General features: G+C 63.4%; 19 protein-coding genes. 9 read left to right on the top strand and 10 right to left on the bottom strand.

What is annotated here, in order from left to right; all coding sequences use genetic code 11:
- Positions 1 to 45 precede the first annotated feature (45 nt).
- The 7 genes from C2134_RS21515 to C2134_RS09005 all read left to right on the top strand — a co-directional run bounded on the left by C2134_RS21515 (position 46) and on the right by C2134_RS09005 (position 7,247).
- Complete coding sequence (locus C2134_RS21515; protein ID WP_158248732.1) at positions 46 to 186, top strand: hypothetical protein; 141 nt, start codon at positions 46 to 48, stop codon at positions 184 to 186.
- A complete protein-coding gene (locus C2134_RS09030) occupies positions 176 to 2,131 on the top strand; it encodes an acetyl/propionyl/methylcrotonyl-CoA carboxylase subunit alpha (protein WP_103319369.1) in 1,956 nt (651 codons plus the stop codon). The genes C2134_RS21515 and C2134_RS09030 overlap by 11 nt, the downstream gene beginning before the upstream one ends.
- Positions 2,132 to 2,162: 31 nt before the next feature.
- Positions 2,163 to 2,645, top strand: coding sequence for a tetratricopeptide repeat protein (locus C2134_RS09025; RefSeq protein WP_103319367.1), 483 nt, complete (start codon positions 2,163 to 2,165; stop codon positions 2,643 to 2,645).
- Positions 2,646 to 2,659: 14 nt separating this feature from the next.
- Positions 2,660 to 3,187, top strand: a complete 528-nt coding sequence (locus C2134_RS09020; RefSeq protein WP_233196398.1) for a GyrI-like domain-containing protein — start codon at positions 2,660 to 2,662, stop codon at positions 3,185 to 3,187.
- A 9-nt stretch (positions 3,188 to 3,196) separates the two neighbouring features.
- Positions 3,197 to 4,090 carry a hydroxymethylglutaryl-CoA lyase gene (locus C2134_RS09015; RefSeq protein WP_103319365.1) on the top strand — a complete coding sequence of 298 codons (894 nt, stop codon included), beginning with the start codon at positions 3,197 to 3,199 and terminating at the stop codon, positions 4,088 to 4,090.
- 62 nt (positions 4,091 to 4,152) lie between these two features.
- Complete coding sequence (locus tag C2134_RS09010) at positions 4,153 to 6,114, top strand: acetoacetate--CoA ligase (RefSeq protein WP_103319363.1); 1,962 nt, start codon at positions 4,153 to 4,155, stop codon at positions 6,112 to 6,114.
- A gap of 107 nt (positions 6,115 to 6,221) precedes the next feature.
- On the top strand, positions 6,222 to 7,247 hold the full coding sequence (locus C2134_RS09005) for an HDOD domain-containing protein (protein WP_103319362.1): 1,026 nt from the start codon (positions 6,222 to 6,224) through the stop codon (positions 7,245 to 7,247).
- Between the two features lie 232 nt (positions 7,248 to 7,479).
- Here the strand turns inward: C2134_RS09005 and C2134_RS09000 are convergent, their stop codons facing one another.
- Entirely contained in the window at positions 7,480 to 8,448 is a 969-nt protein-coding gene (locus tag C2134_RS09000; RefSeq protein WP_103319360.1) for an NAD-dependent epimerase/dehydratase family protein, read from the bottom strand.
- Positions 8,449 to 8,544: 96 nt separating this feature from the next.
- Here C2134_RS09000 and C2134_RS08995 point away from each other — a divergent pair, with 96 nt between their 5' ends.
- Positions 8,545 to 9,459, top strand: coding sequence for a LysR family transcriptional regulator (locus C2134_RS08995; RefSeq protein ID WP_103319358.1), 915 nt, complete (start codon positions 8,545 to 8,547; stop codon positions 9,457 to 9,459).
- Between the two features lie 266 nt (positions 9,460 to 9,725).
- On the opposite strand, the gene C2134_RS08990 is transcribed toward C2134_RS08995, so the two are convergent.
- The 9 genes from C2134_RS08990 to kdoO all read right to left on the bottom strand — a co-directional run bounded on the left by C2134_RS08990 (position 9,726) and on the right by kdoO (position 20,980).
- Positions 9,726 to 11,387, bottom strand: coding sequence for an ArnT family glycosyltransferase (locus C2134_RS08990; protein ID WP_103319356.1), 1,662 nt, complete (start codon positions 11,385 to 11,387; stop codon positions 9,726 to 9,728).
- A gap of 12 nt (positions 11,388 to 11,399) precedes the next feature.
- Positions 11,400 to 12,326, bottom strand: coding sequence for a hypothetical protein (locus tag C2134_RS08985; protein ID WP_103319354.1), 927 nt, complete (start codon positions 12,324 to 12,326; stop codon positions 11,400 to 11,402).
- An 88-nt stretch (positions 12,327 to 12,414) separates the two neighbouring features.
- Positions 12,415 to 12,630 (bottom strand): 50S ribosomal protein L31, encoded by a 216-nt coding sequence (rpmE, locus tag C2134_RS08980; protein ID WP_043624491.1) that lies wholly within the window; start codon positions 12,628 to 12,630, stop codon positions 12,415 to 12,417.
- Between the two features lie 108 nt (positions 12,631 to 12,738).
- On the bottom strand, positions 12,739 to 14,112 hold the full coding sequence (cysS, locus tag C2134_RS08975) for a cysteine--tRNA ligase (protein ID WP_103319352.1): 1,374 nt from the start codon (positions 14,110 to 14,112) through the stop codon (positions 12,739 to 12,741).
- Positions 14,113 to 14,229: 117 nt separating this feature from the next.
- Entirely contained in the window at positions 14,230 to 15,447 is a 1,218-nt protein-coding gene (locus C2134_RS08970; protein ID WP_103319350.1) for a 6-phosphofructokinase, read from the bottom strand.
- A gap of 253 nt (positions 15,448 to 15,700) precedes the next feature.
- Positions 15,701 to 17,344, bottom strand: coding sequence for a bifunctional UDP-sugar hydrolase/5'-nucleotidase UshA (ushA, locus tag C2134_RS08965; RefSeq protein ID WP_103319348.1), 1,644 nt, complete (start codon positions 17,342 to 17,344; stop codon positions 15,701 to 15,703).
- 92 nt (positions 17,345 to 17,436) lie between these two features.
- On the bottom strand, positions 17,437 to 19,119 hold the full coding sequence (locus tag C2134_RS08960) for a glutamine--tRNA ligase/YqeY domain fusion protein (RefSeq protein ID WP_103319346.1): 1,683 nt from the start codon (positions 19,117 to 19,119) through the stop codon (positions 17,437 to 17,439).
- A gap of 149 nt (positions 19,120 to 19,268) precedes the next feature.
- Positions 19,269 to 19,988: a GNAT family N-acetyltransferase gene (locus C2134_RS08955; protein WP_103319344.1), complete on the bottom strand. Its 720-nt coding sequence runs from the start codon at positions 19,986 to 19,988 to the stop codon at positions 19,269 to 19,271.
- 140 nt (positions 19,989 to 20,128) lie between these two features.
- The gene (gene kdoO / locus C2134_RS08950; RefSeq protein ID WP_103319343.1) at positions 20,129 to 20,980 is read right to left on the bottom strand and encodes a Kdo hydroxylase KdoO; all 852 of its coding nucleotides are present in this window, start codon (positions 20,978 to 20,980) and stop codon (positions 20,129 to 20,131) included.
- A 273-nt stretch (positions 20,981 to 21,253) separates the two neighbouring features.
- On the opposite strand from kdoO, the gene C2134_RS08945 reads away from it, so the two are divergent.
- Positions 21,254 to 23,521: a YgiQ family radical SAM protein gene (locus tag C2134_RS08945; protein WP_103319341.1), complete on the top strand. Its 2,268-nt coding sequence runs from the start codon at positions 21,254 to 21,256 to the stop codon at positions 23,519 to 23,521.
- The last annotated feature ends 14 nt before the right edge of the window (positions 23,522 to 23,535 follow it).

Below are 23,535 nucleotides of genomic sequence, written 5' to 3'. Positions count from 1 at the left end.
GCAGATCGTCCGTGTCGTTTCGTGGTTTTCGTGGCAAAAACCAGGTTGAAAATCATGTTCAATAAAATCCTGGTCGCCAACCGCGGCGACCAGCAGCCGCAAGGCTGCGCAGCTGCGAAGCAAAATCGTCTGCCGGCGCGCCAGCGCCGGGGCGGTTTCGCCGCAGGAGACCGCCATGTTCAATAAGATACTGATCGCCAACCGCGGCGAAATCGCCTGCCGCGTCATCAAGACCGCCAAGGCCCTGGGCATCGCCACGGTCGCCGTCTACTCGGACGCCGACGCCAGCGCCCGCTTCGTCAAACTGGCCGACGAGGCTTACCGCCTTGGCCCCGCGCCGGCTGCCGAATCCTATCTGCGCGCCGACCTGATCCTGGCTATCGCCCAACAGAGCGGCGCCCAGGCGGTGCATCCCGGCTACGGCTTTTTGTCCGAGAACGAGGACTTCGCCGCAGCCTGCGAAGCCGCCGGCATCGCCTTCATCGGCCCGCCGGCTTCCGCCATCGCCGCCATGGGCAGCAAGTCCGCCGCCAAGGCGCTGATGGAAAAAGCCGGCGTGCCGCTGGTGCCCGGCTACCACGGCGACGAGCAAGACCCGGCGCTGCTGCAGCAGCAGGCCGACGCCATCGGCTACCCGGTGCTGATCAAGGCCAGCGCCGGCGGCGGCGGCAAGGGCATGCGCATTGTCGAGAAGAGCGAAGACTTCGCCGCAGCCCTCGCCTCCTGCCAACGCGAGGCGAGCGCCAGCTTCGGCGACGACAAGGTATTGATCGAAAAATACCTGACCCGGCCGCGCCACGTGGAAATTCAAGTCTTCGCCGACCAACACGGCGGCTGCGTCTACCTGTTCGAGCGCGACTGCTCGGTGCAGCGCCGCCACCAGAAAGTATTGGAAGAAGCGCCGGCACCGCACCTGCCGCAGGCCACCCGCGAGGCCATGGGCCAGGCGGCGGTGGCCGCCGCGCGCACGGTCGGCTATGTCGGCGCCGGCACCGTCGAGTTCATCATGGACGTGGACTCCGGCAAGTTCTACTTCATGGAAATGAACACCCGGCTGCAGGTGGAGCACCCGGTGACCGAAATGATCACCGGCCAAGACCTAGTGGCTTGGCAGCTAACGGTGGCGGCGGGCGGAGAACTGCCGCTGAAACAAGACCAGTTGGCCATCCGCGGCCACGCCATCGAGGCGCGCATCTACGCCGAAGACCCCGACAAAGGCTTCCTGCCGTCTACCGGCACCCTGGTCCACCTGGCCACGCCCGTAGAGTCCGCCCATGTGCGCATCGACACCGGCGTCGAGCAAGGCGATGCCATCTCGCCGTTCTACGATCCGATGATCGCCAAGCTGATCGTCTGGGGCGAGACTCGCGAGGCCGCGCTCAGGCAGATGGACGCCGCGCTGGCGCAGTACCAGATCGTCGGCCTGTCCAGCAATGTGACTTTCCTGCGCCGCATCGTGAACCACCCCAGCTTCGCCAGCGGCCAGGTCGACACCGGCCTGATCGCGCGCCACCACGACGCGCTGCTGCCGCCGCCCGCCGCGCCTTCCGCCAGACAGCTGGCCTTGCTGGCGCTGGCCGAAGCCTTGCGCCACAAGCATGACTACCCCGCCCCCGCCGGCTGGAGGTTGAACGGCGCGCTGACCCGCCGCTTCACTTTCCTATTGAATGATCAAAACTACGAGGCGTCCTTGCAGCACCATGGCGACGGCTTCATTGTCCATGTCGGCGGCACCTCGTTCCCCGCCCGCGCCAGCCTGAGGGACACGCAGCTGGAAGCCGTGCTGGACGGCATCAGCATCAAGGCCACCGTGGTGCGCCACGGCGCGCAGCGCGCCTTGTTCGACGGCGGCGAACGTCTGACCGTCGAGCTGGTCGATCCCTATGCCTACACCGAAACCGGCGTGCACGGCGAAACCCACCTTAAGGCGCCGATGCCGGGCCGGGTGGTGGCGCTATTGGCCGAGATCGGCAAGAAGGTGGCCAAGGGTTCGCCGCTGTTGATCCTGGAAGCGATGAAGATGGAACACACCATCACCGCCCCTGGCGACGGCATCGTTCAGGACTTTTATTTCGCCGCAGGGGAACAAGTCAACGATGGTGACGAACTGGTCGACTTTGCCGCAGAATGACCAAGTCATAAAACCAGCAAAAGGACGCGCTATGCACATCGCCTTGGAAAACATCCGCAAACTGCAGCACAACGGCCAGCCGGAGCAAGCGCTGCAACAGGCTCAGGAGCTGCTGCGCCAGCAACCGCAGCATGCCGATCTGCATTATCTGGCCGCCAGCCTGCACGATGGACGCGGCGAAGAAGCCGCCGCCATCCCGCATTATCTGCAGGCGCTGGAGCTGGGCCTCAGCGGCCACGACGCCGCCAGCGCCTGGCTGGGACTGGGCAGCAGCTACCGCGCGCTGGGCCAGTACCGCGAGGCCGAGCAGGCCCTGCTGGAAGGACTGCATCACTTTCCCGAGGACAAGGCGCTGCAAACCTTCCTGGCGATGGTCAGATACAACCTTGGCAAAAGCAAGCTGGCGGTGGAGTCCTTGCTGAAACTGCTCGCTCAGACCAGCGGCGACGAAGACATCCGCCGCTATGAACAAGCCATGCGTTTCTACGCGCAAGACCTCGATAAAACCTGGTAAGGAGAAGCAGCAGGATGCCGGCCAATATTAACGACATGGAGCCGCTGATCATCAACCATCCCGGACTGGAGCTGGCCGGCTACAGCCGGCCAGTCAGCTTGCAAAGTGGCGACAATCTGCGGCAGATCCCCGCCTTTTGGAACGACTACGCCGAACGGCTGCGCCAACCGCTATTGGCTGCGCTCGGGCGGCCGCACGCAGCGGAATACGGCGTGGTGTACGATTTTGCCCCCTCCCAGACCGGTTTCCGCTACATGATCGCCATGGAAGACCGCGCGTCACGCGCGCCGGACGGATGCGAACGCCGCGCCATCCCCGCCGGAAAATATGCGGTGTTCGCCACGCCGCCCGTGGAAAGCGCCGCGGCGTTCGGCGCGGCCATCGCCCAGACCTGGCAGCATATCCATCAGCAATGGCTGCCCGAATCGGCAGAGTGGGAGCACGCTCCCCGGGACGCTTTTGAGCGCTACGACGGTCGCTGCGCGCCGGGCCAGCCGCAACTGCAGATGGACATCTACATCCCCATCCAGCCCAAATGCTGAAGGAAAACCATGCAAAGCGTCAAAATCGTTGAAGTCGGGCCTCGCGATGGGCTGCAGAACGAAAAGCAGCCGCTGGACACCGCCGTCAAGCTGAAACTGATCCGCCGCCTGGCGGACAGCGGCCTGCTCAGCATAGAGGCCGGCGCCTTCGTGTCGCCCAAGTGGGTGCCGCAAATGGCCGGCAGCGCCGAAGTGCTGGCCGGACTGGACTTGGACGGCCCCATCGCCTACCCGGTGCTGGTGCCCAACGACAAGGGCCTGGACGCGGCGCTGGAAGCCGGCGTCAGGGAAATCGCCGTATTCGGCGCCGCCAGCGAGAGCTTCAGCCAGAAAAACATCAACGCCAGCATCGCAGAAAGCCTGCAGCGCTTTGAAAGCGTGACGCGGCGCGCGCTGGACGCCGGCATCAAGGTGCGCGGTTATGTTTCCTGCGTGGTGGGTTGCCCGTATGAAGGCAAGATCGCGCCGCAAAAAGTGGCGGACGTGGCCAAGGCCCTGTCCGATCTGGGCTGCTATGAGATTTCGCTGGGCGATACCATAGGCGTGGGCACGCCGGCCTCGGTGCGCGAGATGCTGGACGCGGTGCTCGACGCCTTGCCGGCCAAACAGCTGGCCGGCCATTTCCACGACACCTATGGCATGGCCATCGCGAATATCCGCGCGGCGCTGGACTCAGGCCTGCGGGTATTCGACGCCTCCGTCGCCGGCCTGGGCGGCTGCCCCTACGCCAAAGGCGCTTCCGGCAACGTCGCGACGGAAGACGTGGTTTACCTGCTGCATGGCGAGGGCTACCACACTGGCATCGATCTGACTAAACTGGTGAACGCTGCCTGGTATATTGCCGACGCGCTGGGCAAAGCCCCCGCCTCCAAGCTGGCGCACGCGCTCGGCCGCCAGGGCTGAACAAACCGGCACGCCCATCCACCTCAAAATCAATAATGACGGGCCGCGCCACAGGAGAAACCATGCAAGCAAGCAACACCCCGATCTGGACCCCGTCGGCCGAGCGGCTGGCGGGCTGCCACCTTACCGCCTTCACCCGCCTGGCCGAAACCGCCTGGGGCCGCCCCCTGCCCGACTACCACAGCCTGTGGCGCGCCAGCGTGGACGATCCCGGCCGCTTCTGGTCGCTGGTCTGGGACTACTGCGGCGTGATCGGCGACAAGGGGAGCACGGCCTTGGTCCACGGCGAGGATATCCGCGCCGCCCGCTTCTTCCCAGAGGCGCGGCTCAATTACGCGGAAAACCTGCTGCGCCGCAACGACGATGCGCTGGCCGTGGTGTTCCGCGGAGAAGACAAGATCGAAACCAAGCTCACCTGGCGCGAGCTTAACCAGCTGGTCTCGCGCCTGCAGCAGGCCATGCGCGCGAGCGGCATCCAGCCGGGCGACCGCGTCGCCGGCTTCATGCCGAATATGCCGGAAACCCTGGCGGCCATGCTGGCGGCCAGCAGCCTCGGCGCGGTGTGGACCAGCGGCTCGCCGGACTTCGGCCTGGACGGCGCGCTGGACCGCTTCGGCCAGACCGAACCCAAGCTGCTGTTCTGCCCCGACGGCTACTGGTACAACGGCAAGGCGGTGGACATCCGCGGCAAAATGATCCAGCTGGCCGAACAGCTCCCCAGCGTCGCCCGCGTGGTGGTGGTGCCGTATATCGGCGATGGCGAAAACTTCGCCGCCTCGGTGCCCAAGGCGCAAACGCTGGCGCATTTCCTGGCGGCGTACGACGCCCGCCCGGTGGAATACGAACGGCTGCCGTTCAACCACCCGCTGTTCATCCTGTACTCCAGCGGCACCACCGGCAAGCCAAAATGCATCGTGCACGGCGCGGGCGGCACTCTGCTGCAGCACATGAAAGAACACCAGCTGCATGCCGACATCCACGCCGGCGACCACTTCTTCTATTTCACCACCTGCGGCTGGATGATGTGGAACTGGCTGATGAGCGGCCTGGCCTCCGGCGCGGCGCTGATGCTGTACGACGGCTCGCCGTTTGCCGACGAGGGCCGCGTGCAGTGGGACTACGCCGCCGAGCATGGCTTCACCCATTTCGGCACCTCGGCCAAATACATAGACAGCCTGCGCAAGACCAGCATCGTGCCGGCGCGCGACTGGCAGCTGCCTCGGCTGCGCTCGCTGTTCTCCACCGGCTCGCCGCTGGTGGCGGAAAGCTACGACTGGGTTTACGCCAACATCAAGCCGGACCTGAACCTGGCTTCCATCTCCGGCGGCACCGACATCGTCTCCTGCTTCGCCCTGGGCGCCCCCACGCTGCCGGTTTACCGCGGCGAGCTGCAATGCCGCGGCCTGGGCATGGCGGTGGACATCTTCGACGAACTGGGCCGGCCGATCTGGCAGGAAAAAGGCGAGCTGGTCTGCACCAAGCCCTTCCCGTCCATGCCGATAGGCTTCTGGAACGATCCAAGCAGCGAAAAATACCACCAAGCCTACTTCGGCCGCTTCCCCGGCATCTGGTGCCACGGCGACTACGCCGAAATCACCGCCCATGGCGGCGTGATCATCTACGGCCGCTCCGACGCGGTGCTGAATCCCGGCGGCGTGCGCATCGGCACCGCCGAGATCTACCGCCAGGTGGAAGCCTTTCCGGAAATCCTGGAAAGCCTGGCCGTGGGCCAGTTATGGCAGGACGATGAACGCGTGGTGTTGTTTGTCAAACTGCGCGACGGCGTGGCGCTGGACGAAGACCTGATCAGCCGCGTCAAGACGCAAATCAAAAACGGCGCCAGCCCCCGCCACGTCCCCGCCCGCATCATCGCCGTGGCAGACATCCCCAAGACCGTCAGCGGCAAGATCGTGGAACTGGCGGTCAAGAACATCATCCACGGCCGCCCGGTCAGCAATGTCAGCGCGCTGGCCAATCCGGAGGCCTTGAAGCTGTTCGAGAATCTGAAGGAGCTGGGCGAGTAAGCCTTTCAAATCGGTCTGAACAAACGAGGACTTTTGTCCTCGTTTTTTTACGCGGGCAACGGATATATCGCCCCCAAAAACGCCAGATTCCAAAACCTGAAAACAGCATGGCGATGACCGCTTCGACACAATATACGGAGGTTTCCGCCCATAAGTGCGGCGAACTGAATTATCATGAAAAGAAGGGCAAGGTAATTTCCGAGTCGCAACAGGCGCAGAAATACCCACAATATTCACCAGCAGTACAAGAAAGCGGAAAGCGGCGGTTTTCGGAGCGGATAAACATGTTGAGTCGGTACCAGCGCAGCTGGGGTATGGAACATTGGGCGGCTTATCTGAAAGACAGGGATATACCTGTGCTCTCCGCGACCCGTGATTTTTTCCAGTCGCTGAAATCCCAAGGCCAGGACGCGCCGGAATTCGCGCCCAAAGAACTCGCCGAAAGGGTGCAAGACGATCCGTATCTGGCCCTCAAATTACTGATAGAGGCCGAACGGCATCGTTCCAGACGGCTAGGCAAAGAAACCACCACCCCGCTGGCGACCATCCTCCAGCTGGGCAGCGATGAATTGTATACTCTGATCGCCCATAGCCCGGTGGTGGAAGTGGATCACCCAGGCTGGAGAAACGCGGTTTCAACCGCCGTCATGGCGTCCGGCATCGCCCGGGCGTGGTCGAATTTCCGCTCAGACACCTCTCCCGAAGAAATTTCCCTGGCCACGCTCCTTTCCGAAACAGGCGAGTTGCTGCTCTGGCATTTCGCGCCGGAATTGCCGATAGAGGCTATCGCGGAGTTCGAAGCCGGGCGCGCCAGCAGAACAGGCCTTGCCCAGTTGAACACCGCGGGATTCACGTTCCGGCAACTGACCCTGCAACTGGCGGATGTCTGGCAACTACCGCAAATGATCAGCCAGCTTATCCGGGGAGTAGACAAGCCGCGCACGCATATCGCGCAAATCGCCATCGACTGCGCGCGGCATCTGATGCAAAACCCGGACAATCCCGCCCTGCCTTTCGACATCGGCAATATCGCCCAGCACATTCCAGGCGTCGCCAAGGAAAAACTGATCTCGGTCCTGCCGGTTTCCGATGAGCAAAAGGCCCATATTCTCGCGGTCTTGCAAGAAGAATGAAGAAGCGGCCCGCCAAAGCGAGATACGGTTGATTTTTTGGAGCCACACGCCGGTTTTTGATCATAAGAGCCGTGAACAAAACCCCTGATCCTGCATTGCTCCTCCTTGCCGTACTCAAGCACGTCTGCGTCGGCTCGCCTTGGCTCAGGTTTAGCGGCTCTAAACACGGTTCCTGGGCGGACATGATCCACCTTCGATTAATGTCCGCCACAGGTGCCGCCGCCTCGCGCAGTCACCCCGGAAGGCAGCCCAAGCCCTTCAGCGTCGCCTCCACAGCCTCGTCCAACGGCGTCACCCTTTCCCTCCCCAACACGCCGAGCAGCTTGCCATTGTCCATCCGCACCGGCTTGCGCCACAGGTAGCGCATTTCCATCATTTCCCGCAGCGTGGTATTGAACGGCGCGATCAGCCGGATCAGCCACCAAGGGAAAGCGCCCACCTTGGCATTGACCCCATGCCGTTGCAGCGCGCGGCGGATGGCCTGCGCCATTTGCGTGCCGTCCGCATCCCAATGGCCGCCCAGATGAAAAACGGCGAACGGTTCCAACGATTCGCGCCGCGACAGCAGCTCGACCATGTTGCGCGCCACGTCCGGCAGGTAGGCCCATTGATGCCCAACGCCGGGCGCGGCCGGGTTCTGGATGCGGCGGATCGCCTTGCCGGGCTGGATCAAGCCTTGCGAGAACCAATTGTTGCCAGCCCTGGGGCCGAAAAAATCCCCGGCGCGCACGATCAACACCCTGCCGCCGCCGGCCGCGTGGGCGCGCAGCCGGGCTTCCATTTCCACCCGGATCGCGCCCTTGTGCGTCAGCGGGTGCTGCGGCGAGTTTTCCCTGAGGATAGGGAAGGCTTCCGGCCCGTAGTTGTACACCGTTCCCGGCAGCACGATGGCGGCTCCCTCGCGCTTCGCCGCGGCGATGGTGCTGTCCAGCATCGGCAGCACCAGCTCGGCCCAACGTTTGTAGCCGGGAGGATTCACCGCATGGACGATCACCGCGCACCCCTCGGCCGCCTTCGCCACGTCGTCCGGCCGCATCGCGTCGCCCCGGATCCAGACGATGCCATCGCGCATCTGCACGGGCTGCTCCAGGCTGCGCACCAGGCCGCGCACCTCCCAGCCTGCATCGCGCAGCTGGCGCGCCACCTCCCCGCCTATGCCGCCTGCCGCTCCCACCACCAGTGCCGTTTGTCGCGTCGTCATGATTTTGCTCCTTGGTTCGTATCAGTGAGTCCATCTTATGGCGGCATCGATCAATACGGAATTGACTAAAATGGCATGTATTCCATACATTTATGCATGGAAACGACGATAGACTGGCAACTTTACCGCTCCTTCCTCGCCGTGCTGCGGGAGGGATCGCTATCCGCGGCGGCGCGCGCGCTGGGCCAGGCCCAACCCACGCTAGGCCGCCATATCGACGCGCTGGAAGCCGCGCTGGGCATCTCGCTGTTCACCCGCTCTCAGGGCGGGCTGCTGCCGACGGATGCGGCGCGGGCGCTGCGCCCGCATGCCGAAGCCATGGCCAGCCATGCGGCGGCGCTGGAGCGCATGGCCTCCAGCCAGGGGGACTCGCCGCGCGGCGTGGTGAGGATCTCCGCCAGCGAGGTGGTGGGCGCCGAGGTGCTGCCGCCGATGCTGGCCGAGCTGCGCCGCAGCCATCCCGCGCTGGCGATAGAACTGGTACTGAGCAACCGCGCGCAGGATCTGCTGCAGCGGGAGGCGGACATCGCCGTGCGCATGACGCCTCCGCAGCAGGCGCAGCTGATCGCCCGCCCGGTCGGCGTCATCGAGGTCGGCCTGTTCGCCGCGCCGGGCTATCTGGCTGAGCATGGCGAACCGGCCGCCGTGGAAGATCTGGACAGGCACAGCCTGATCGGTTTCGACCAGCCCACTGCCTTTCAAAGAGAGGCGGCCAAGCGGATGCCCGGCCTATCGCGGGAAGGATTCAGCCTGCGAAGCGACAGCGATCTGGCTCAGCTGGCGTTGCTGCGAGCCGGCGCCGGCATCGGCTTCTGCCAGCTCCCGCTGGCCCGGCGCGACGGCTTGCGGCGCATCCTGCCCGAGCGCTACGCGCTGCGGATGGAAACCTGGATCACCATGCATGAGGACCTGCGTCACAACCGCGCCTGCAAGGCCGCGTTCGACGCGCTGGTGGAAGGCATGCGACGCTATGCCGGACATGCGCCGCCGGATCAGCCGAAGCCGGGATAGCCGCCTAGCCGTCCATCCCGATGAAAAAAAGCCGCTCCGGCATGCATCCGGAGCGGCTTTCATTGCAATGGCGGTTTTTAGAGCCTGCCCAGGCTCTTTTTGCGGCAGCGGCCATCTCCTGCCGGATGCCGGGCGCGAAAAACGGCCCGCCGCAGTGTCACTCGCAGTCAGTGACGTTTGACAAAGCCATATGCCGGCAGAAAAAGGTCCAGTAGGGCAGCCCGGCCGGCAGGCCAACTGCCCGTAAAACGATCATAAACAGACTCTTACTTGGGCGGTTCCGCCGTCGGCAGGCGCTGCAGCAACGCAAAAGTCATATTCTCCTCACGCGGACGGTGGCCGGTCCATAACACCTGCCACCCCGGCTCGGCCATGCCTTGCTGCTTGTCCCGGACGACCAGCCAGTAATCGCACGGCGGCGTTTCGCCTGCCGGGAAAGGCAGCAGATCCATACCGGCGTAGTAGCGCCAGCTGATCAGGGCCAAGCTATTATGGCTCTCCGTGGCGACGCACGACACCCCGCCAGCCGGCAGCTTGCGCAACATGCTCTGCACCACCGGGCGGTAACTCTTGGCGGCGTCAAACCAGGGCAGCCACAAAGTCATGCCCAGACCCCACAGCAGCGTCAGGCCAGCGGCCCAGTTGGTGATGGCCTGGCGGCCGCGCAAATGGGGCCGGGTCAGCGCCCACAGCCAGACCAGCGTGGCGACCAGCGCGCCCACCGCATGCCACCATGACACATGCGGCTGGTAGAACGGACTGAAATACTGGGCGCGTCCGGCCAAGCCGGCCGGCCAGCCGTAGTTCATCGCCGCCCAACCCAGCCATACCAAAAGACCGAACAGGCCGAAGGTCATCAGCGCGAACCAATTCAGGAAGGCCGCCGCGCCGCGGCGCAGCGTATCCAACTCCACTGCCGCCAGGATGGACAGCGGCAATAGCAGCGGCATGGCGTCGGTAATGCTGGCTCGGTCGGACAGCGTCAGCAACAGCGCGATCATCAAGGCGAACAGCAGCGGCAACTGCAGCTTGGGCGCGAGCGGCTGACGCTGGCGGTACAGGGTCCACAAGGCCAGCGGCCAAGCCGGGAAAGCGAACCACAACACGTTGACGGTGTAGTAGCCGAAATCGTGGAACATCCTGATGTGCTTGAAGCCGCTGGTCTGACCCAAGCAGTAATTGGCCCACCAATCGGCGAAGACGGTTGGGTACTCGCGCAACAACAACATCGGCCATACCAAGATGGCGGGCAGCGCCACCATCAGCGCCAGCAGCAGCGTCAGCGCATAGTTCTTGCAGCGCCAGGCGCTGAACGCCGGCAACATCAGCGCGGTCAGCCAGATCAGCATCAGGTCCGTGAGACTACCGCCCAGGAAGGTGGCGACACTGGCCGCGCCGAGCAGCGCGCCGGCCAGGCCTGGCGAGCGAAGCGTCAGCGACAAGGCGTAGAAGGCGGCGGCAAAACCGGTAAAACTGACAATGACCGGCGTCAGTTGATGGCCGGATTCGACCAGGCCCAAGCAGCCGATCAGGATCATCACCACGCTGCGGCCATGGCGGCGGCCAATCAGGTCGCGGCCGGCCATGCCCGCCAGCAACAAGGCCAGCGCCATCAACAGCGGCGTGGACAGGCGGGCGGCGTCATGCGCCGGCAGCAGCCATGGCGAAAACAGCTTGACGCAGCCCGCAGCCAGCCAATAGTAAAGCGGCGGATTATCCAGATAAGGCGCGCCCTGCAGCGTTGGCAGCAGCCAGTTGCCGCTGTTCAGCATGCCTTGGACAACCGCCAGCACATACGGCTCGTCCGGCTTCCACGGATCGTGCCCCAGAATACCCGGCCACAGCCAGATGAAGCACAGCAGGAGCAGCACCCAGGGTTTTTCGGTCGGCTTGGCCAGCTGGCTGGCCTGAGCGGAATAAGTCAGCATGTCTCGTTTTGGTTAGCGGCTCGTCAGCCTGCCACTCAGGCGGGCTAGCAGAACGCGCAGGTCTATCTTGCGTTTGGCGATGGAACCACGCCACTTATTGCGGCGGCGCTGCTGCTTGTGCTCAGGCGCAGCCTGCAATTGCTTCAGCCGCTGCTCGTCCCACTCCACTCGGAAGCAGTACTCAGCCTGACGAGCCACCGGCCAGCCGGCATCCATCGCGCCAAACAGTTCGTTCAGATAGATAGGCGCCTCATAACTGTAGTTCCAGTAATGATGCAGCGGCGCGCCCAGTTCCATCATGGCGTAGCGGCTGCAGGCCGCCAGCGACAACGCGAACTGTTCGGTCCAATTGCGCGGAGACAGCCTGGGAAGCAGATAGTCGCTCACCGCCAGCGCGCTGGCGTAGAAATCGTCTGCGCCGGCAGGCGTGCCTATCACGCCGGAGTTCCACATCTCCAGAGGATCCAGCTGGGAGACGCCACGCCGAGCCAGCGCTTCTTGGTATTGCTGCACCGCGGCACGGTAGGCCGGAAAGAAAGCGTCGCTCAGCTCGCCCTCACGAACATGCATGCAGCAGGTCCCACCAGCGCGCAACGCGTCAAACACCTTGTCTGGCAGGCTCAGCCAGCGGGTATCGCAATCGACATACATCAAGGCCGTGCCCAGCTCGCGGCAAGCCTGCTGCATCACCATCAATTTGATACGGTGAACATAATCGAATTCTCCCCTGAATTCGCGCAACGGCCCAACCGTCAGCGGTTTTACCAGAATCAGCTCGTGTACAGGCACAGCGGCGGGGTCATCGGTGTATACCACGATGCGGATATCGCTCCGCTGCTGAAGCAATAGCAGATGCAATAGGGTCAATATGGAGAAGCGAGTCTGGTCGTGATACTTCTTGCCGCCGTGGGACAAGTAGACAATGTGCAGTAGCTTCATGGGTCAAGCCCTAAGGTTTGATGGCCGCAAACAAAAAAAGGCAGCCGCAGCTGCCTCTTTCGGATACTTCGTACGACAAGCGCTGATATTAGCGCTTGAAGAAGCTGCCGAACTTCTGGTTGAACTTGTCCACGCGACCAGCGGTGTCCACGATCTTTTGCTTGCCGGTGTAGAACGGGTGGCAGCTGGAGCACACTTCGATGGAGAAGGCGTCCTTGGACATGGTGGACTTGGTCACGAACTGGTTGCCGCAGGAGCAGGTAACGGACAGTTCTTTGTAGTTCGGGTGAATATCGGTTTTCATCTCTCTACCTTTCTAATCGGGTACAGGGGTTTTGCCTGTACTGCTTGCTAAACGCGGCATTATCCGCCGTTTGCCCGCCCTTGACAAGCCAAGCGGGGCAAATAACGGTCAGGCGCGGCGCCAGGTGGTGCCGGCGGCGCTGTCTTCCAGCACAATGCCCTTGGCGGTCAGCTCGTCGCGGATGCGGTCGGACTCGGCCCAGTTCTTGGCCGCGCGGGCATCCTTGCGGGCCTGGATCAGCGCCTCCACTTGCTCGGCGGAGAGTTCGCCCTCGCTGACGCCGCCCTTCAGGAAAGCATCCGGATCGCGCGCCAGCAGGCCCAGCACGCCGGCCAGATCCTTCAGCAGTCGCGCCTGTTGCGGATCGCGGCTCTTGTTGACCTCGCCGGCCAAATCAAACAGCACGGCCACGGCCTCGGAAGAATTGAAGTCATCGTCCATCGCCGCCTTGAAGCGGGCGGCATAGGCGTTGTTCCAATCAATGCCCTGCGATGCCGGCAATTCGATGCCGCGCAGAGCGGTATACAGACGGGTCAAGCCCTGCTTGGCGTCGTTCAGGATGCTGTCGGTGTAGTTGACCGGACTGCGGTAGTGGCTGCGCACGATGAAGAAGCGGATCACTTCGCCGTCGAAGTGCTGCAACACGTCGCGGATGGTGAAGAAATTGCCCAGGCTTTTGGACATCTTCTCGCCGTCTACATTGATGAAGCCGTTGTGCAGCCAGTAATTGACGTACTGATGGCCGTGGGCGCCCTCGGACTGGGCGATTTCGTTTTCATGGTGCGGGAACTGCAGGTCTTCGCCGCCGCCGTGGATGTCGAAATGCTCGCCCAGATGGTGGCAGCTCATCACCGAGCACTCGATGTGCCAGCCCGGACGGCCCTTGCCCCACGGGCTGTCCCACGACGGCTCGCCCGGCTTGGCCGCCTTCCACAACACGAAGTCCAACGGATCGCGCTTGTTCGGGTCCACTTCCACGCGCTCGCCGGCGCGCAGCTTGTCCAACGTGCGGCCGGACAGCTTGCCGTAGCCTTCAAACTCGCGTACGGCGTAGTAAACGTCGCCGTTGGCGGCCGGGTAGGCCTTGCCATTGGCGATCAGCTGTTCGATCAGCGCGACCATGCCGCCGACATGATGCGTGGCGCGCGGCTCGTAGGTCGGCGGCAGCAGGCCCAGCGCGGCGGCATCCTGGTGCATGTCGGCGATGGTTTCTTCCACCAGCTGCTCCGGCGTGATGCCGCGCTCCAGCGCGCGCTTGATGATCTTGTCTTCGATGTCGGTGATGTTGCGCACATAGGTGACGTCGTAGCCGGAGGCTTTCAGCCAACGGTAGATCACGTCGAAGGCGGCCAGCATGCGCGCGTGGCCGATGTGACAGAGGTCGTAGACGGTCATGCCGCAGACGTACATGCGCACTTTGCCGGGTTCGATGGGTTTGAACGCTTCCTTCTGGCGGGTCAGTGTGTTGTACAAGCTGAGCATGTCTGAAACCTATTGTGATCGGTCAAAAAGAGGGTGATTGTAACAGATGCGCGGCGCGCGCTGCAGCCGCAAAGCAAAACCGCCGGCAAAGCCGGCGGTTGGCGACATCAAACTGCCTTATACCTTGGGCCAGGCGATGGGGCGGTAGTCCGGCAGACCGTCCTTGAACGGCGGGATGCGCTCGCCCTCCATCAGCGGCTTGACGTAATCGAGGAAGGCCTGGGTGACGCTGAAACCATCCTCGCCGATGAATTCCGGCGGCAGCCGCTTTTCCTTGTCGCCGACTTCCGACAGCGGCACCTCGACCACGTCCCAACAGTAAGGGTGGTCATTCAGGCGCTTGATGCCGGCCATCAAGCCGGTCTTGCCGGCCAGCAGCCACTCTACCGCGCGCTCGCCCATCACATAGGCCTGGCGGACGTCGGTAGTGGAAGCCAGGTGGCCGCCGGCGCGCTGCAGATAATCCACTTGCGCCACGTGGGCGGAAATGCCGCGCTCGCGCAGGATCAGCTGCGCCAGCCAGTGCCCGGCGCCGCCTAGTTGCTCGTGGCCGTAGGTTTCCGACTTCTTGGCCTCGGCGACAAAACGGCCGTCCTTGCCGGTGATGCCCTCGGCCACCGAGATGGCGCACTGGCCATACTTCGCCAGACTGGCATCCAGCGCGGCGAGGAAGCGCTGCTCGTCGAACGGCACCTCCGGCAGCAACAGGAGATGCGGCGCTTCCTGCGGGCTGCGCGAAGACGCGGCGCAAGCGGCGGCCAGCCAGCCGGTATGGCGGCCCATGGTTTCCATGATGAAGACGCGGCCCCAGCCCATGCTGGTCATATCCAGGCCCACCTCGCGCATGGCGCTGGCCAGGAACTTGGCGGACGAGCCGTAGCCCGGGCTGTTGTCAGTGCCGACCAAGTCGTTGTCAATGGTTTTGGGCACGCCGATCACGCCCAGCTTATAGCCGGTATGCTTTTCAAAATCGACCAGCCGCTCGGCGCAACCCAGCGAACCGTTGCCGCCATTGATCAGCAAATAGTGGATGTCGTGCTTGGCCAGCACGTCGCGCAGGCGCAGCCAGTCTTCCGGCGCTTCTTCGAACGTGCCTATCATGCGGCGGCTGACGCCGAAGCTGCCGCCAGGCATGAAGGCCAATTGCGCGATGGCGGTGTCGGACACGCCGTCGGTATCGCACAGGCGCCCTTCCAGCAGGCCTGCCAGCCCGTCAAAGGCGGCATACAGGGACAGGCCCAGACGGCGCGCGGTCTCGATGGCGCCCTGGGCGGAAGCGTTCAGAACGGCGGTGGGTCCGCCGGATTGCAGATATACGGCTCTTGGCTTGGTCATGATCGCAACCTGAAATAGTGGACAGTCCGGGCAGCGCAAGAACCAGACAGCATGCCTACGCTGCTAACACCACCACCATACCACCGGCGCGAGAGTCGCCTCAAGCCGGTTAGCCGCGACAAGAAATGCTTCCTTGACCGGCGGCAAACCGGCGCAAAAGTAGCGTCGGCACTACACACGCAAACAGACCCATCGGCAGGAAAAACAAAGCCCCGCCAAGGCGGGGCTGCATGAACGGCCTCGACAGCCGAGGTTAACGCCGTTGCACCGCGTCGCCCGGCGCGTAGCGAGCCGCCGGGATGGGAGAATGCTGGGCGACAAAGTCCTTCAGGATTTCGGCATCGACAAAGCCGGTGTTGACGTAGCCCGGATGCTGGTTCAGCTTGGGATAACCGTCGCCGCCCGCCGCCATGAAGCTGTTGATCGCCATGCGGTAGGTCTTGGACGGATCAATCGGCTGGCCGCCTATCAGCGCCTGCCGCAGCTCGCCCTGCTCTACCTTCAGCCTCACCCCGGCAAACTGGGCGAAGGCGCCGGCGCCCGGCGTCATCCTGGCAGCGGCTTTCAAGTAATCCAGCGCCTCGCTGCCCGGCAGATCGACATACACCAGCGTGCTGCCGAACGGGAATACCTTGAGCACGTCGCGGTAGCTGACGGGACCGGCCGGCAGCGAATCGCGGATGCCGCCGGAATTGATCACCGCGAAGTCGGCCTTGGTCTTGTCCATCATGGCCATGCCGACGAACACGCCCAGATTGGTGGGGTGGCTGCGCACCACCGCGCGGTCGCCCTCCAGCTTGGCGGACAGCTCGCCTACCTCGACGCCCAGTTCTTGCTGGCCTTTATCCTGGTAAGCCTTGAGGAAGGTCCGGAGCTTGCCGTCCTCCGGAATCAGCTCGGTATACGGTACTTTTTCGGTCTTGCCATCCGCCGTGGCGGCGGTTTTTTTCAGATTGACCGGAATCAGCTGGTACTTCACCAGCTTGAACTTGCCGTTGTTGAATTCGAAATCCGCGCGGCCCACATACTTGCCCCACTCGTGCGCCTGCACGATCCAGGCGCCGTTCTGGCGGTCCGGCGCGCAAGGCTGGCCCGGCACATAGGCGTCGTCGCGCACGTTTTCCGCCTTCATGCACACCGGGTTCTGGCTGTGGCCGCCGACGATCAGATCGATGCCCTTGACCGCGCGCGCCATCTCCACGTCGCCCGGCGCGTTGACGCCGTGCTGGCCGTCCGGATAGTGGCCCATATGGGTGGCGGCGATGACGATGTCGGCCTTCTGGCGCAATTCCGGCACCAGTTTGGCAGCCTCCGCGATCGGGCTCTTGAACTCGATGCCCTGGATTTGCGCCGGATTGACCATCTTGGCCGTATCGTCCGTGGTCAGGCCCAGCACCGCCACCTTGACCCCGCCCAGATTGAAGATGGTGTAGGGATCGAACATCCGGTGGCCGTCCTGGTAGATATTGGCCGACAACATGGGGAAGCTCGCCCAGCCGCGCTGCTTCATCAGCACCGGCACCGGCTTGTCGAACTCGTGGTTGCCCACCGCCATCGCGTCGTAGCCGATGCGGCTCATCGCGCGAAAATCCGGCTCCGCGTCCTGCAGGTCGGACTCCGGCACGCCGGTGTTGACGTCGCCGCCGGACAACAACAAGGTGTAGCCGCCCTCCGCCTTCACCTCGGCGCGCACCTTGTCCACCACGGTCTTCTGCGCCGCCAGGCCATACTCGCCGTCGGCGTTGGGCCAGAAGCGGCCGTGATGGTCGTTGGTGTGCAGGATGGTGATCTTGTAGGTCTTGTCGAGGTAGTTGTTCTTGCCTGGCGGCGTAGTGCAGGCGGTCAGCAGGCCCGCGGCCAGCAGCGACAGGGAAACGGACTTGAGCGCGATGTGCATTTTTTCTCCTTGTTCCGGGCGGCCGGCACAGCCGCCTTTGCACGCAAAAATGGCGAACCCGAAGGTTCGCCATTGATGGATGGCCAAACAGCCTACTTCCAGCTGTCCTTCAGGCCCACGGTGCGGTTGAACACCGCCTTGACGCCGGGCTGGTGCTCGTAACGGTCGGTCACGAAGTAACCCAAACGCTCGAACTGGAAGCGCGTTTCCGGCGCGGCCTGCAGCACCGAAGCCTCCACATAGGCCGGTACCAGCTTCAACGATTCCGGGTTCAGGAACTGGCGGAAGTCGACATATTCGCCATCCTCGCCGCGCACCGCATCGGGGCGCGACTCGGTGAACAGGCGATCATACCAGCGCACATCGGCCTGGATGGCGTGCTCGGCCGATACCCAATGGATCACGCCCTTGACCTTGCGGCCTTCCGGATTCTTGCCCAGGGTATCGTGGTCGATCGAGCACTTCAGCTCGACGATCTCGCCATTGGCGTCCTTGACCACTTCCTCGCACTTGATCACGTAGGAGTAGCGCAGGCGCACTTCGCCGCCGGCGGTCAGGCGCTGCCACTTCGGCGGCGGCACTTCGGCGAAGTCGTCGCGCTCGATCCAGATCTCGCGAGCGATCGGCACGTCGCGCTCGCCGAACTCCGGATGATGCGGATGGAACGGCGCGCTGCGGCTGGCGGTGACGGCGGCGTCGTAGTTGGTCAGCGTCACTTTGATCGGATTGACCACGGCCATCACGCGCGGCGAGTCGTTTTCCAGCGTCTCGCGCACCGCGCCTTCCAGAATGGTCATGTCGATGATGTTTTCGCTCTTCGACACGCCGATGCGCTGGGCGAACAACTTGATGCCGGCCGGGCTGTAGCCGCGGCGGCGCATGCCGGCGATGGTGGGCATGCGCGGATCGTCCCAGCCCGTCACCACGCCATCGTTCACCAGCGCCTGCAGCTTGCGCTTGGAAGTCAGCGCGTACAACAGCTCCAGACGCGAGAATTCGATCTGCTGCGGATGGTGATCGATGCTGATGTTGTCCAGCACCCAGTCGTACAGCGGGCGGTGGTCTTCGAACTCCAGCGAGCACAGCGAATGGGTGATGCCCTCGATGGCGTCGGAGATGCAATGGGTGTAGTCGTACATCGGGTAGATGCACCACTTGTCGCCGGTGCGGTGATGATGCACGCGGCGGATGCGGTAGATGGCCGGATCGCGCAGATTGATGTTGGGCGAAGCCATATCGATCTTCAGACGCAGCGTCTTGCTGCCGTCCGGGAATTCGCCATTGCGCATCCGGGTGAACAGGTCCAGGTTCTCTTCCGGCGTGCGGTCGCGGTACGGGCTGTTCTTGCCCGGCTCGGTCAGGCTGCCGCGGTACTGGCGCATTTCCTCGGCGGACAGGTCATCCACGTAGGCTTTGCCGGCCTGGATCAGTTCGACGGCGTAATCGTACAGACGGTCGAAATAGTCCGAAGCGAAACGGACTTCGCCGTTCCACTTGAAGCCCAGCCAGCTGATGTCTTGCTTGAACGCCTCGACGAACTCGTCCGACTCTTTCTCCGGATTGGTATCGTCCATGCGCAGATTGCACTGGCCTTGGTAATCCTCAGCCAGGCCGAAGTTGATGCAGATGGCCTTGGCATGGCCGATGTGGGCGAAGCCGTTCGGCTCCGGCGGGAAGCGCGTCACCACCGAGCTGCGGCGGCCCGTGGCCAAGTCCTCGTCGATGATGCTGCGAATGAAGTTGTTGACAACCGGCGCGTTGTTTTCCGTGCTCATGTTCTGGCTGTGGGTAAGGATAGCGAATCGGCCATTGTAACCGATTTTTCCAGCATTTTCCGCGAGCCGGCGGATTCGCGTCATTTGCAGGCCAAGCCCGCCTTCGCGGGCTCAAACCCATAGACTCGGGCGGCGCCCCTTCCACACGCTCACGCCAATGCGCGCTCCGCAGCCATAAAGCGGCCCAATGACTGCAACTGCCGTCCTTCCGCATCGAAGTTGTCATCAGCCAAATAGGCCTCGTAGGCCTGGCAAAGACCATCCCACTCGCCGTCCAGCATCGAGAACAGCAGCGTATCTCGATTGCGCCCCTTCACCACCATGGCCTGGCGCAGCATGCCTTCAAACTGAAAACCCAAACGGCGCGCGGCCTTGACGGACGCGGCGTTGCGGGAGTCGCAACGCCATTCGCAGCGGCGATAGCCCAATTCAAAAGCGGTTTTCAGCAATAAATACATGGCCTCGCTCGCCATCCGGGTTTGACGCAGCGCCTGAGAAAAATTGACATGCCCAATCTCCACCGTCCCGTGCGCCTGAACGATCTGCCGATAGCCCAGGAAACCCAGCACCTGGTTGGAATCCTTCTTGAACACGGCATAAAGCGCGGTATCGGCGGCGGATACGGTCAGCGCCAGCCAGGACATGAAGCTTTCTTCATCGGCAAACGGCCCGTATGGCAGATGCGCCCAATGCGCCTCATCATTGGCAAACAGCTTGAACAGCGCCTCGCCATGCCGCGGCGGATCCAGCGGCAGCAAAAATACTGACCGTCCCTGAATGGGGGCGTTAGGCGCCTTCCCGGCCGAGCGCCAGTTTGGCAAGCGTTGCGAGGACGGCGTGGAATGGGGAGTGGCTTGCGGGGAGTTCATGCGTGGGCACCCATTTCTATATCGGCTAACGACGAGGAACCATGAAAACGGCGCTTCAGCGAAGCGCCGGCTAAAGAATTTCAGTATTTTGCAATGAAACGACGCCTCACCAAACCCATCCTAAAGGACAGGTGGTGCGCTCAAACCAGCGCCCGCCCCGTCAGCTTTTCCAACTGCCGCAGCGGCGACTTGCCCTGATCATCCATTTTCTCAAGCGGCAGCCACAAGGTCTGCTCCAGCATGAATTGCCCGGACATCACGGCGTGCGAAGCATGGTCGGAAAAGCAGATCCAGGCACCGCCCGGCGCGAACGGCACGGTTTGCTGCGGACAATCGCGCTGGTACGCCAGGTCGGCCTTCATCGCGTCGTGCAGGTGCAGCATGATGTGGTCGTAGGCGCTGCGTTTGCGCTTGGTGATTTTCAGCGCCGCCAGCAGCGCGGCCGAGCCGGGCCATTGCCTGGGCACGCGCGGCAGCATTGTCTTCGCCATGTCCTCAAACGGCTCGCCCACCCGCCACACCCGCGGCTCGCCCGCCGGATTGATGTTGCAGAACACGCGCAGTATGCGCTCGCCATAGGTGGGGCGGGACGGGAAGGCATCCACATGCAAACGGCTATCATCCTTGCGCCAGGACGTTTTGCGGTCTTCCACCCGCACCAGCCGCAGACTGGTGGGCGCGGCCCGCGTCTTGCCCTGATACTCCGGCAGCACTTGCGCCAACAACTGCACCGCCGCTTGCTGATAACGCGAAATCAAGGCGCGCACTGCTTGCTGAGTGCCGTCTCCGCCCTGCACGCCGTGCAGGGCGCCGTTATCCGGTTCCAGGCTGATGTTCTTGCGCTTGGGATCGGCGATGGACGGGTTGAGCAAGGCCTGTTCCGCAGCGTTGAGACTGAAGCCGAAATCCGGCACATGCAGCACGGCGCCCACCTCCAGTTTCTGCACCAAGCCCTGCTCTCCGCCCCTCACGCTGACGATACGCTCGACCATAAACTCCCCCTATCCATACTCAACGACGGCAACCATGGCAGCCTTGCCGCGGACCCTTTGCGCCGATTAAAGGCGAAAGGGTACACCCAAATCTATGACAAAGGCAGCCCGCCGCCAGGACAGCCTCGTCAGCGCCTTGATTTGCCTGAAAATTCCCGACTCGCAAAACCCCTACAAGCAGCCAGGCGATTCATGACAATAAACAATTGTTTATGCAGATTTTTTTACCGGATTGAGGCATAATGGCCGGCTGCCAGAAATAGACGTGAACGCATGACTACTCCGCAAGCCGCCAAACCGATCGATTCCTACCGCAAGTACTGGGCCAGCCGTTTCGGCACCGCCCCGTTCCTGCCGATGACCCGCGCCGAGATGGACCAACTGGGTTGGGACTCCTGCGACATCATCCTGGTCACCGGGGATTGCTACATCGACCATCCGAGCTTCGGCATGGCGCTGGTGGGCCGCTTGCTGGAGGCGCAGGGTTTCCGCGTGGGCATCATCGCCCAGCCGGATTGGCACAGCGCGGACGCGTTCCGCGAACTGGGCCGGCCCAATCTGTTCTTCGGCGTCACCGCCGGCAATATGGACTCGATGATCAACCGCTACACCGCGGACCGCAAGCCGCGCTCGGACGACGCCTACACGCCGCATGCGGCGCCGAACAAGCGCCCGGACCGCGCCGTCACCGTGTATGCCCAGCGCTGCCGCGAGGCCTATCCGGGCATAGGCGTGATGATAGGCTCGATCGAGGCCAGCTTGCGCCGCATCGCCCATTACGACTATTGGAGCGACAAAGTGCGCCAGTCGGTGCTGATCACGTCCAAGGCGGACATCCTGCTATTCGGCAACGCCGAGCGCGCGCTGGTGGAAATCGCCCACCGCGCCGCCAAGGGCGAAAAACTGTCCGAGATGCGCGACATCCGCGGCACCGCCTTCATCGTGCCGCACGGCTGGAAGCCGGATGAAGAATGGCAGGAGATGGACTCCAGCGTGGTGGACGAGCCGGGCCGCGTCGATCCGCACCTGAATCCGTACCAGGAAATTCCCGAGCAAGCGGCCGAAGCCACCAAGGACATCGATCCGTCCAAGCCGCAGGTCATCCGCATCGAATCGCGCGAGGAGCGGCTGGCCAAGCGCCGCGCCGAGCGCGCCAAGACCGTGCTGCGCATCCCGGCCTACGAGGCCGTGGCGCACGACCCGGTGCTGTACGCCCACGCCAGCCGCACGCTGCACCTGGAATCGAACCCCGGCAACGCCCGCGCGCTGGTGCAGCTGCACGGCGAGCGCGACGTGTGGCTGAACCCGCCGCCGATTCCGCTTTCCACCGAGGAAATGGACTTCGTCTACGGCCTGCCCTACGCCCGCAATCCGCACCCCAGCTACGGCGACGCCCACATCCCGGCCTGGGAAATGATCAAGTATTCGGTCAACATCATGCGCGGCTGTTTCGGCGGCTGTACTTTCTGCTCCATCACCGAGCACGAGGGCCGCATCATCCAGAGCCGCTCGGAAGAATCCATCCTGCGCGAGATCGAAGAAATCCGCGACAAAACGCCTGGCTTCAAAGGCCATATCTCCGACCTGGGCGGCCCGACGGCCAATATGTACCGGCTGGCCTGCAAGGACCCGAAGATCGAATCGTCCTGTAGAAAGCTGTCCTGCGTGTTCCCGGACATCTGCGAGAACCTCAACACCGACCACAGCCACCTGATCCAGCTGTACCGCAAGGCGCGAGCGCTGCCGGGCGTGAAGAAGATCAACATCCAGTCCGGCCTGCGCTACGACCTGGCCGTGCGCTCGCCCGAATACATCAAGGAGCTGGTGCAGCACCATGTGGGCGGCTATTTAAAGATCGCGCCGGAACACACCGAGGACGGCCCGCTGTCCAAGATGATGAAGCCGGGCATGGGCGCTTACGACAAATTCAAGGAACTGTTCGAACGCTTCAGCCGCCAGGCCGGCAAGGAACAGTATCTGATCCCCTACTTCATCGCCGCCCACCCGGGCACCAGCGACGAAGACATGATGAATCTGGCGCTGTGGCTGAAGAAGAACAACTTCCGCCTGGACCAGGTGCAGACCTTCACCCCAACGCCGATGGCGCTGGCCACCACCATGTGGCACACGCGCCGCAACCCGCTGAAGCGGCTGGGCCGCAGCTCGGAAAAGGTGGACGTGGTGCGCGACGGTTACCGCCGCAAGCTGCACAAGGCTTTTCTGCGCTACCACCACCCGGACAACTGGCAGATCATCCACGACGCGCTGATCAATATGGGCCGCAGCGACCTGATCGGCCACAGCAAGCACTGCCTGATCCCGCCGACTCCGCCGGGCGACAAGGCCGCCGCCGTGCGCCACAAGATGGGCGCGACCATGAGCCGCGGCAAGCCGAATGGCGCAAGACAAGCCCCGCAGGGGCAGCGCGGCAAGCCGGCAACCGTCGGCGCGCGCGGCACAGGCGGCAAGCCGGCCTCCGGCAAACCGCAGGCTGGCCGCTCGCCGGCCAAGCCTGGCGGCAAAACCGGCCGCAACCGCTGATCCAGCAGGCAAAA

The sequence above is a fragment of the Chromobacterium sinusclupearum genome (assembly GCF_002902845.1).
GTDB lineage: Bacteria > Pseudomonadota > Gammaproteobacteria > Burkholderiales > Chromobacteriaceae > Chromobacterium > Chromobacterium sinusclupearum.
This window is presented reverse-complemented; position numbering and strand designations above follow the sequence as displayed.

Excerpts from the sequence above, each read along its gene's own strand:
- C2134_RS09030 (WP_103319369.1), top strand. The coding sequence starts at position 176 with ATGTTCAATAAGATACTGATCGCCAACCGCGGCGAAATCGCCTGCCGC.
- C2134_RS09025 (WP_103319367.1), top strand. The coding sequence starts at position 2,163 with ATGCACATCGCCTTGGAAAACATCCGCAAACTGCAGCACAACGGCCAG.
- C2134_RS09020 (WP_233196398.1), top strand. The coding sequence starts at position 2,660 with ATGCCGGCCAATATTAACGACATGGAGCCGCTGATCATCAACCATCCC.
- C2134_RS09015 (WP_103319365.1), top strand. The coding sequence starts at position 3,197 with ATGCAAAGCGTCAAAATCGTTGAAGTCGGGCCTCGCGATGGGCTGCAG.
- C2134_RS09010 (WP_103319363.1), top strand. The coding sequence starts at position 4,153 with ATGCAAGCAAGCAACACCCCGATCTGGACCCCGTCGGCCGAGCGGCTG.
- C2134_RS09005 (WP_103319362.1), top strand. The coding sequence starts at position 6,222 with ATGGCGATGACCGCTTCGACACAATATACGGAGGTTTCCGCCCATAAG.
- C2134_RS09000 (WP_103319360.1), bottom strand. The coding sequence starts at position 8,448 with ATGACGACGCGACAAACGGCACTGGTGGTGGGAGCGGCAGGCGGCATA.
- C2134_RS08995 (WP_103319358.1), top strand. The coding sequence starts at position 8,545 with ATGGAAACGACGATAGACTGGCAACTTTACCGCTCCTTCCTCGCCGTG.
- C2134_RS08990 (WP_103319356.1), bottom strand. The coding sequence starts at position 11,387 with ATGCTGACTTATTCCGCTCAGGCCAGCCAGCTGGCCAAGCCGACCGAA.
- C2134_RS08985 (WP_103319354.1), bottom strand. The coding sequence starts at position 12,326 with ATGAAGCTACTGCACATTGTCTACTTGTCCCACGGCGGCAAGAAGTAT.
- rpmE (WP_043624491.1), bottom strand. The coding sequence starts at position 12,630 with ATGAAAACCGATATTCACCCGAACTACAAAGAACTGTCCGTTACCTGC.
- cysS (WP_103319352.1), bottom strand. The coding sequence starts at position 14,112 with ATGCTCAGCTTGTACAACACACTGACCCGCCAGAAGGAAGCGTTCAAA.
- C2134_RS08970 (WP_103319350.1), bottom strand. The coding sequence starts at position 15,447 with ATGACCAAGCCAAGAGCCGTATATCTGCAATCCGGCGGACCCACCGCC.
- ushA (WP_103319348.1), bottom strand. The coding sequence starts at position 17,344 with ATGCACATCGCGCTCAAGTCCGTTTCCCTGTCGCTGCTGGCCGCGGGC.
- C2134_RS08960 (WP_103319346.1), bottom strand. The coding sequence starts at position 19,119 with ATGAGCACGGAAAACAACGCGCCGGTTGTCAACAACTTCATTCGCAGC.
- C2134_RS08955 (WP_103319344.1), bottom strand. The coding sequence starts at position 19,988 with ATGAACTCCCCGCAAGCCACTCCCCATTCCACGCCGTCCTCGCAACGC.
- kdoO (WP_103319343.1), bottom strand. The coding sequence starts at position 20,980 with ATGGTCGAGCGTATCGTCAGCGTGAGGGGCGGAGAGCAGGGCTTGGTG.
- C2134_RS08945 (WP_103319341.1), top strand. The coding sequence starts at position 21,254 with ATGACTACTCCGCAAGCCGCCAAACCGATCGATTCCTACCGCAAGTAC.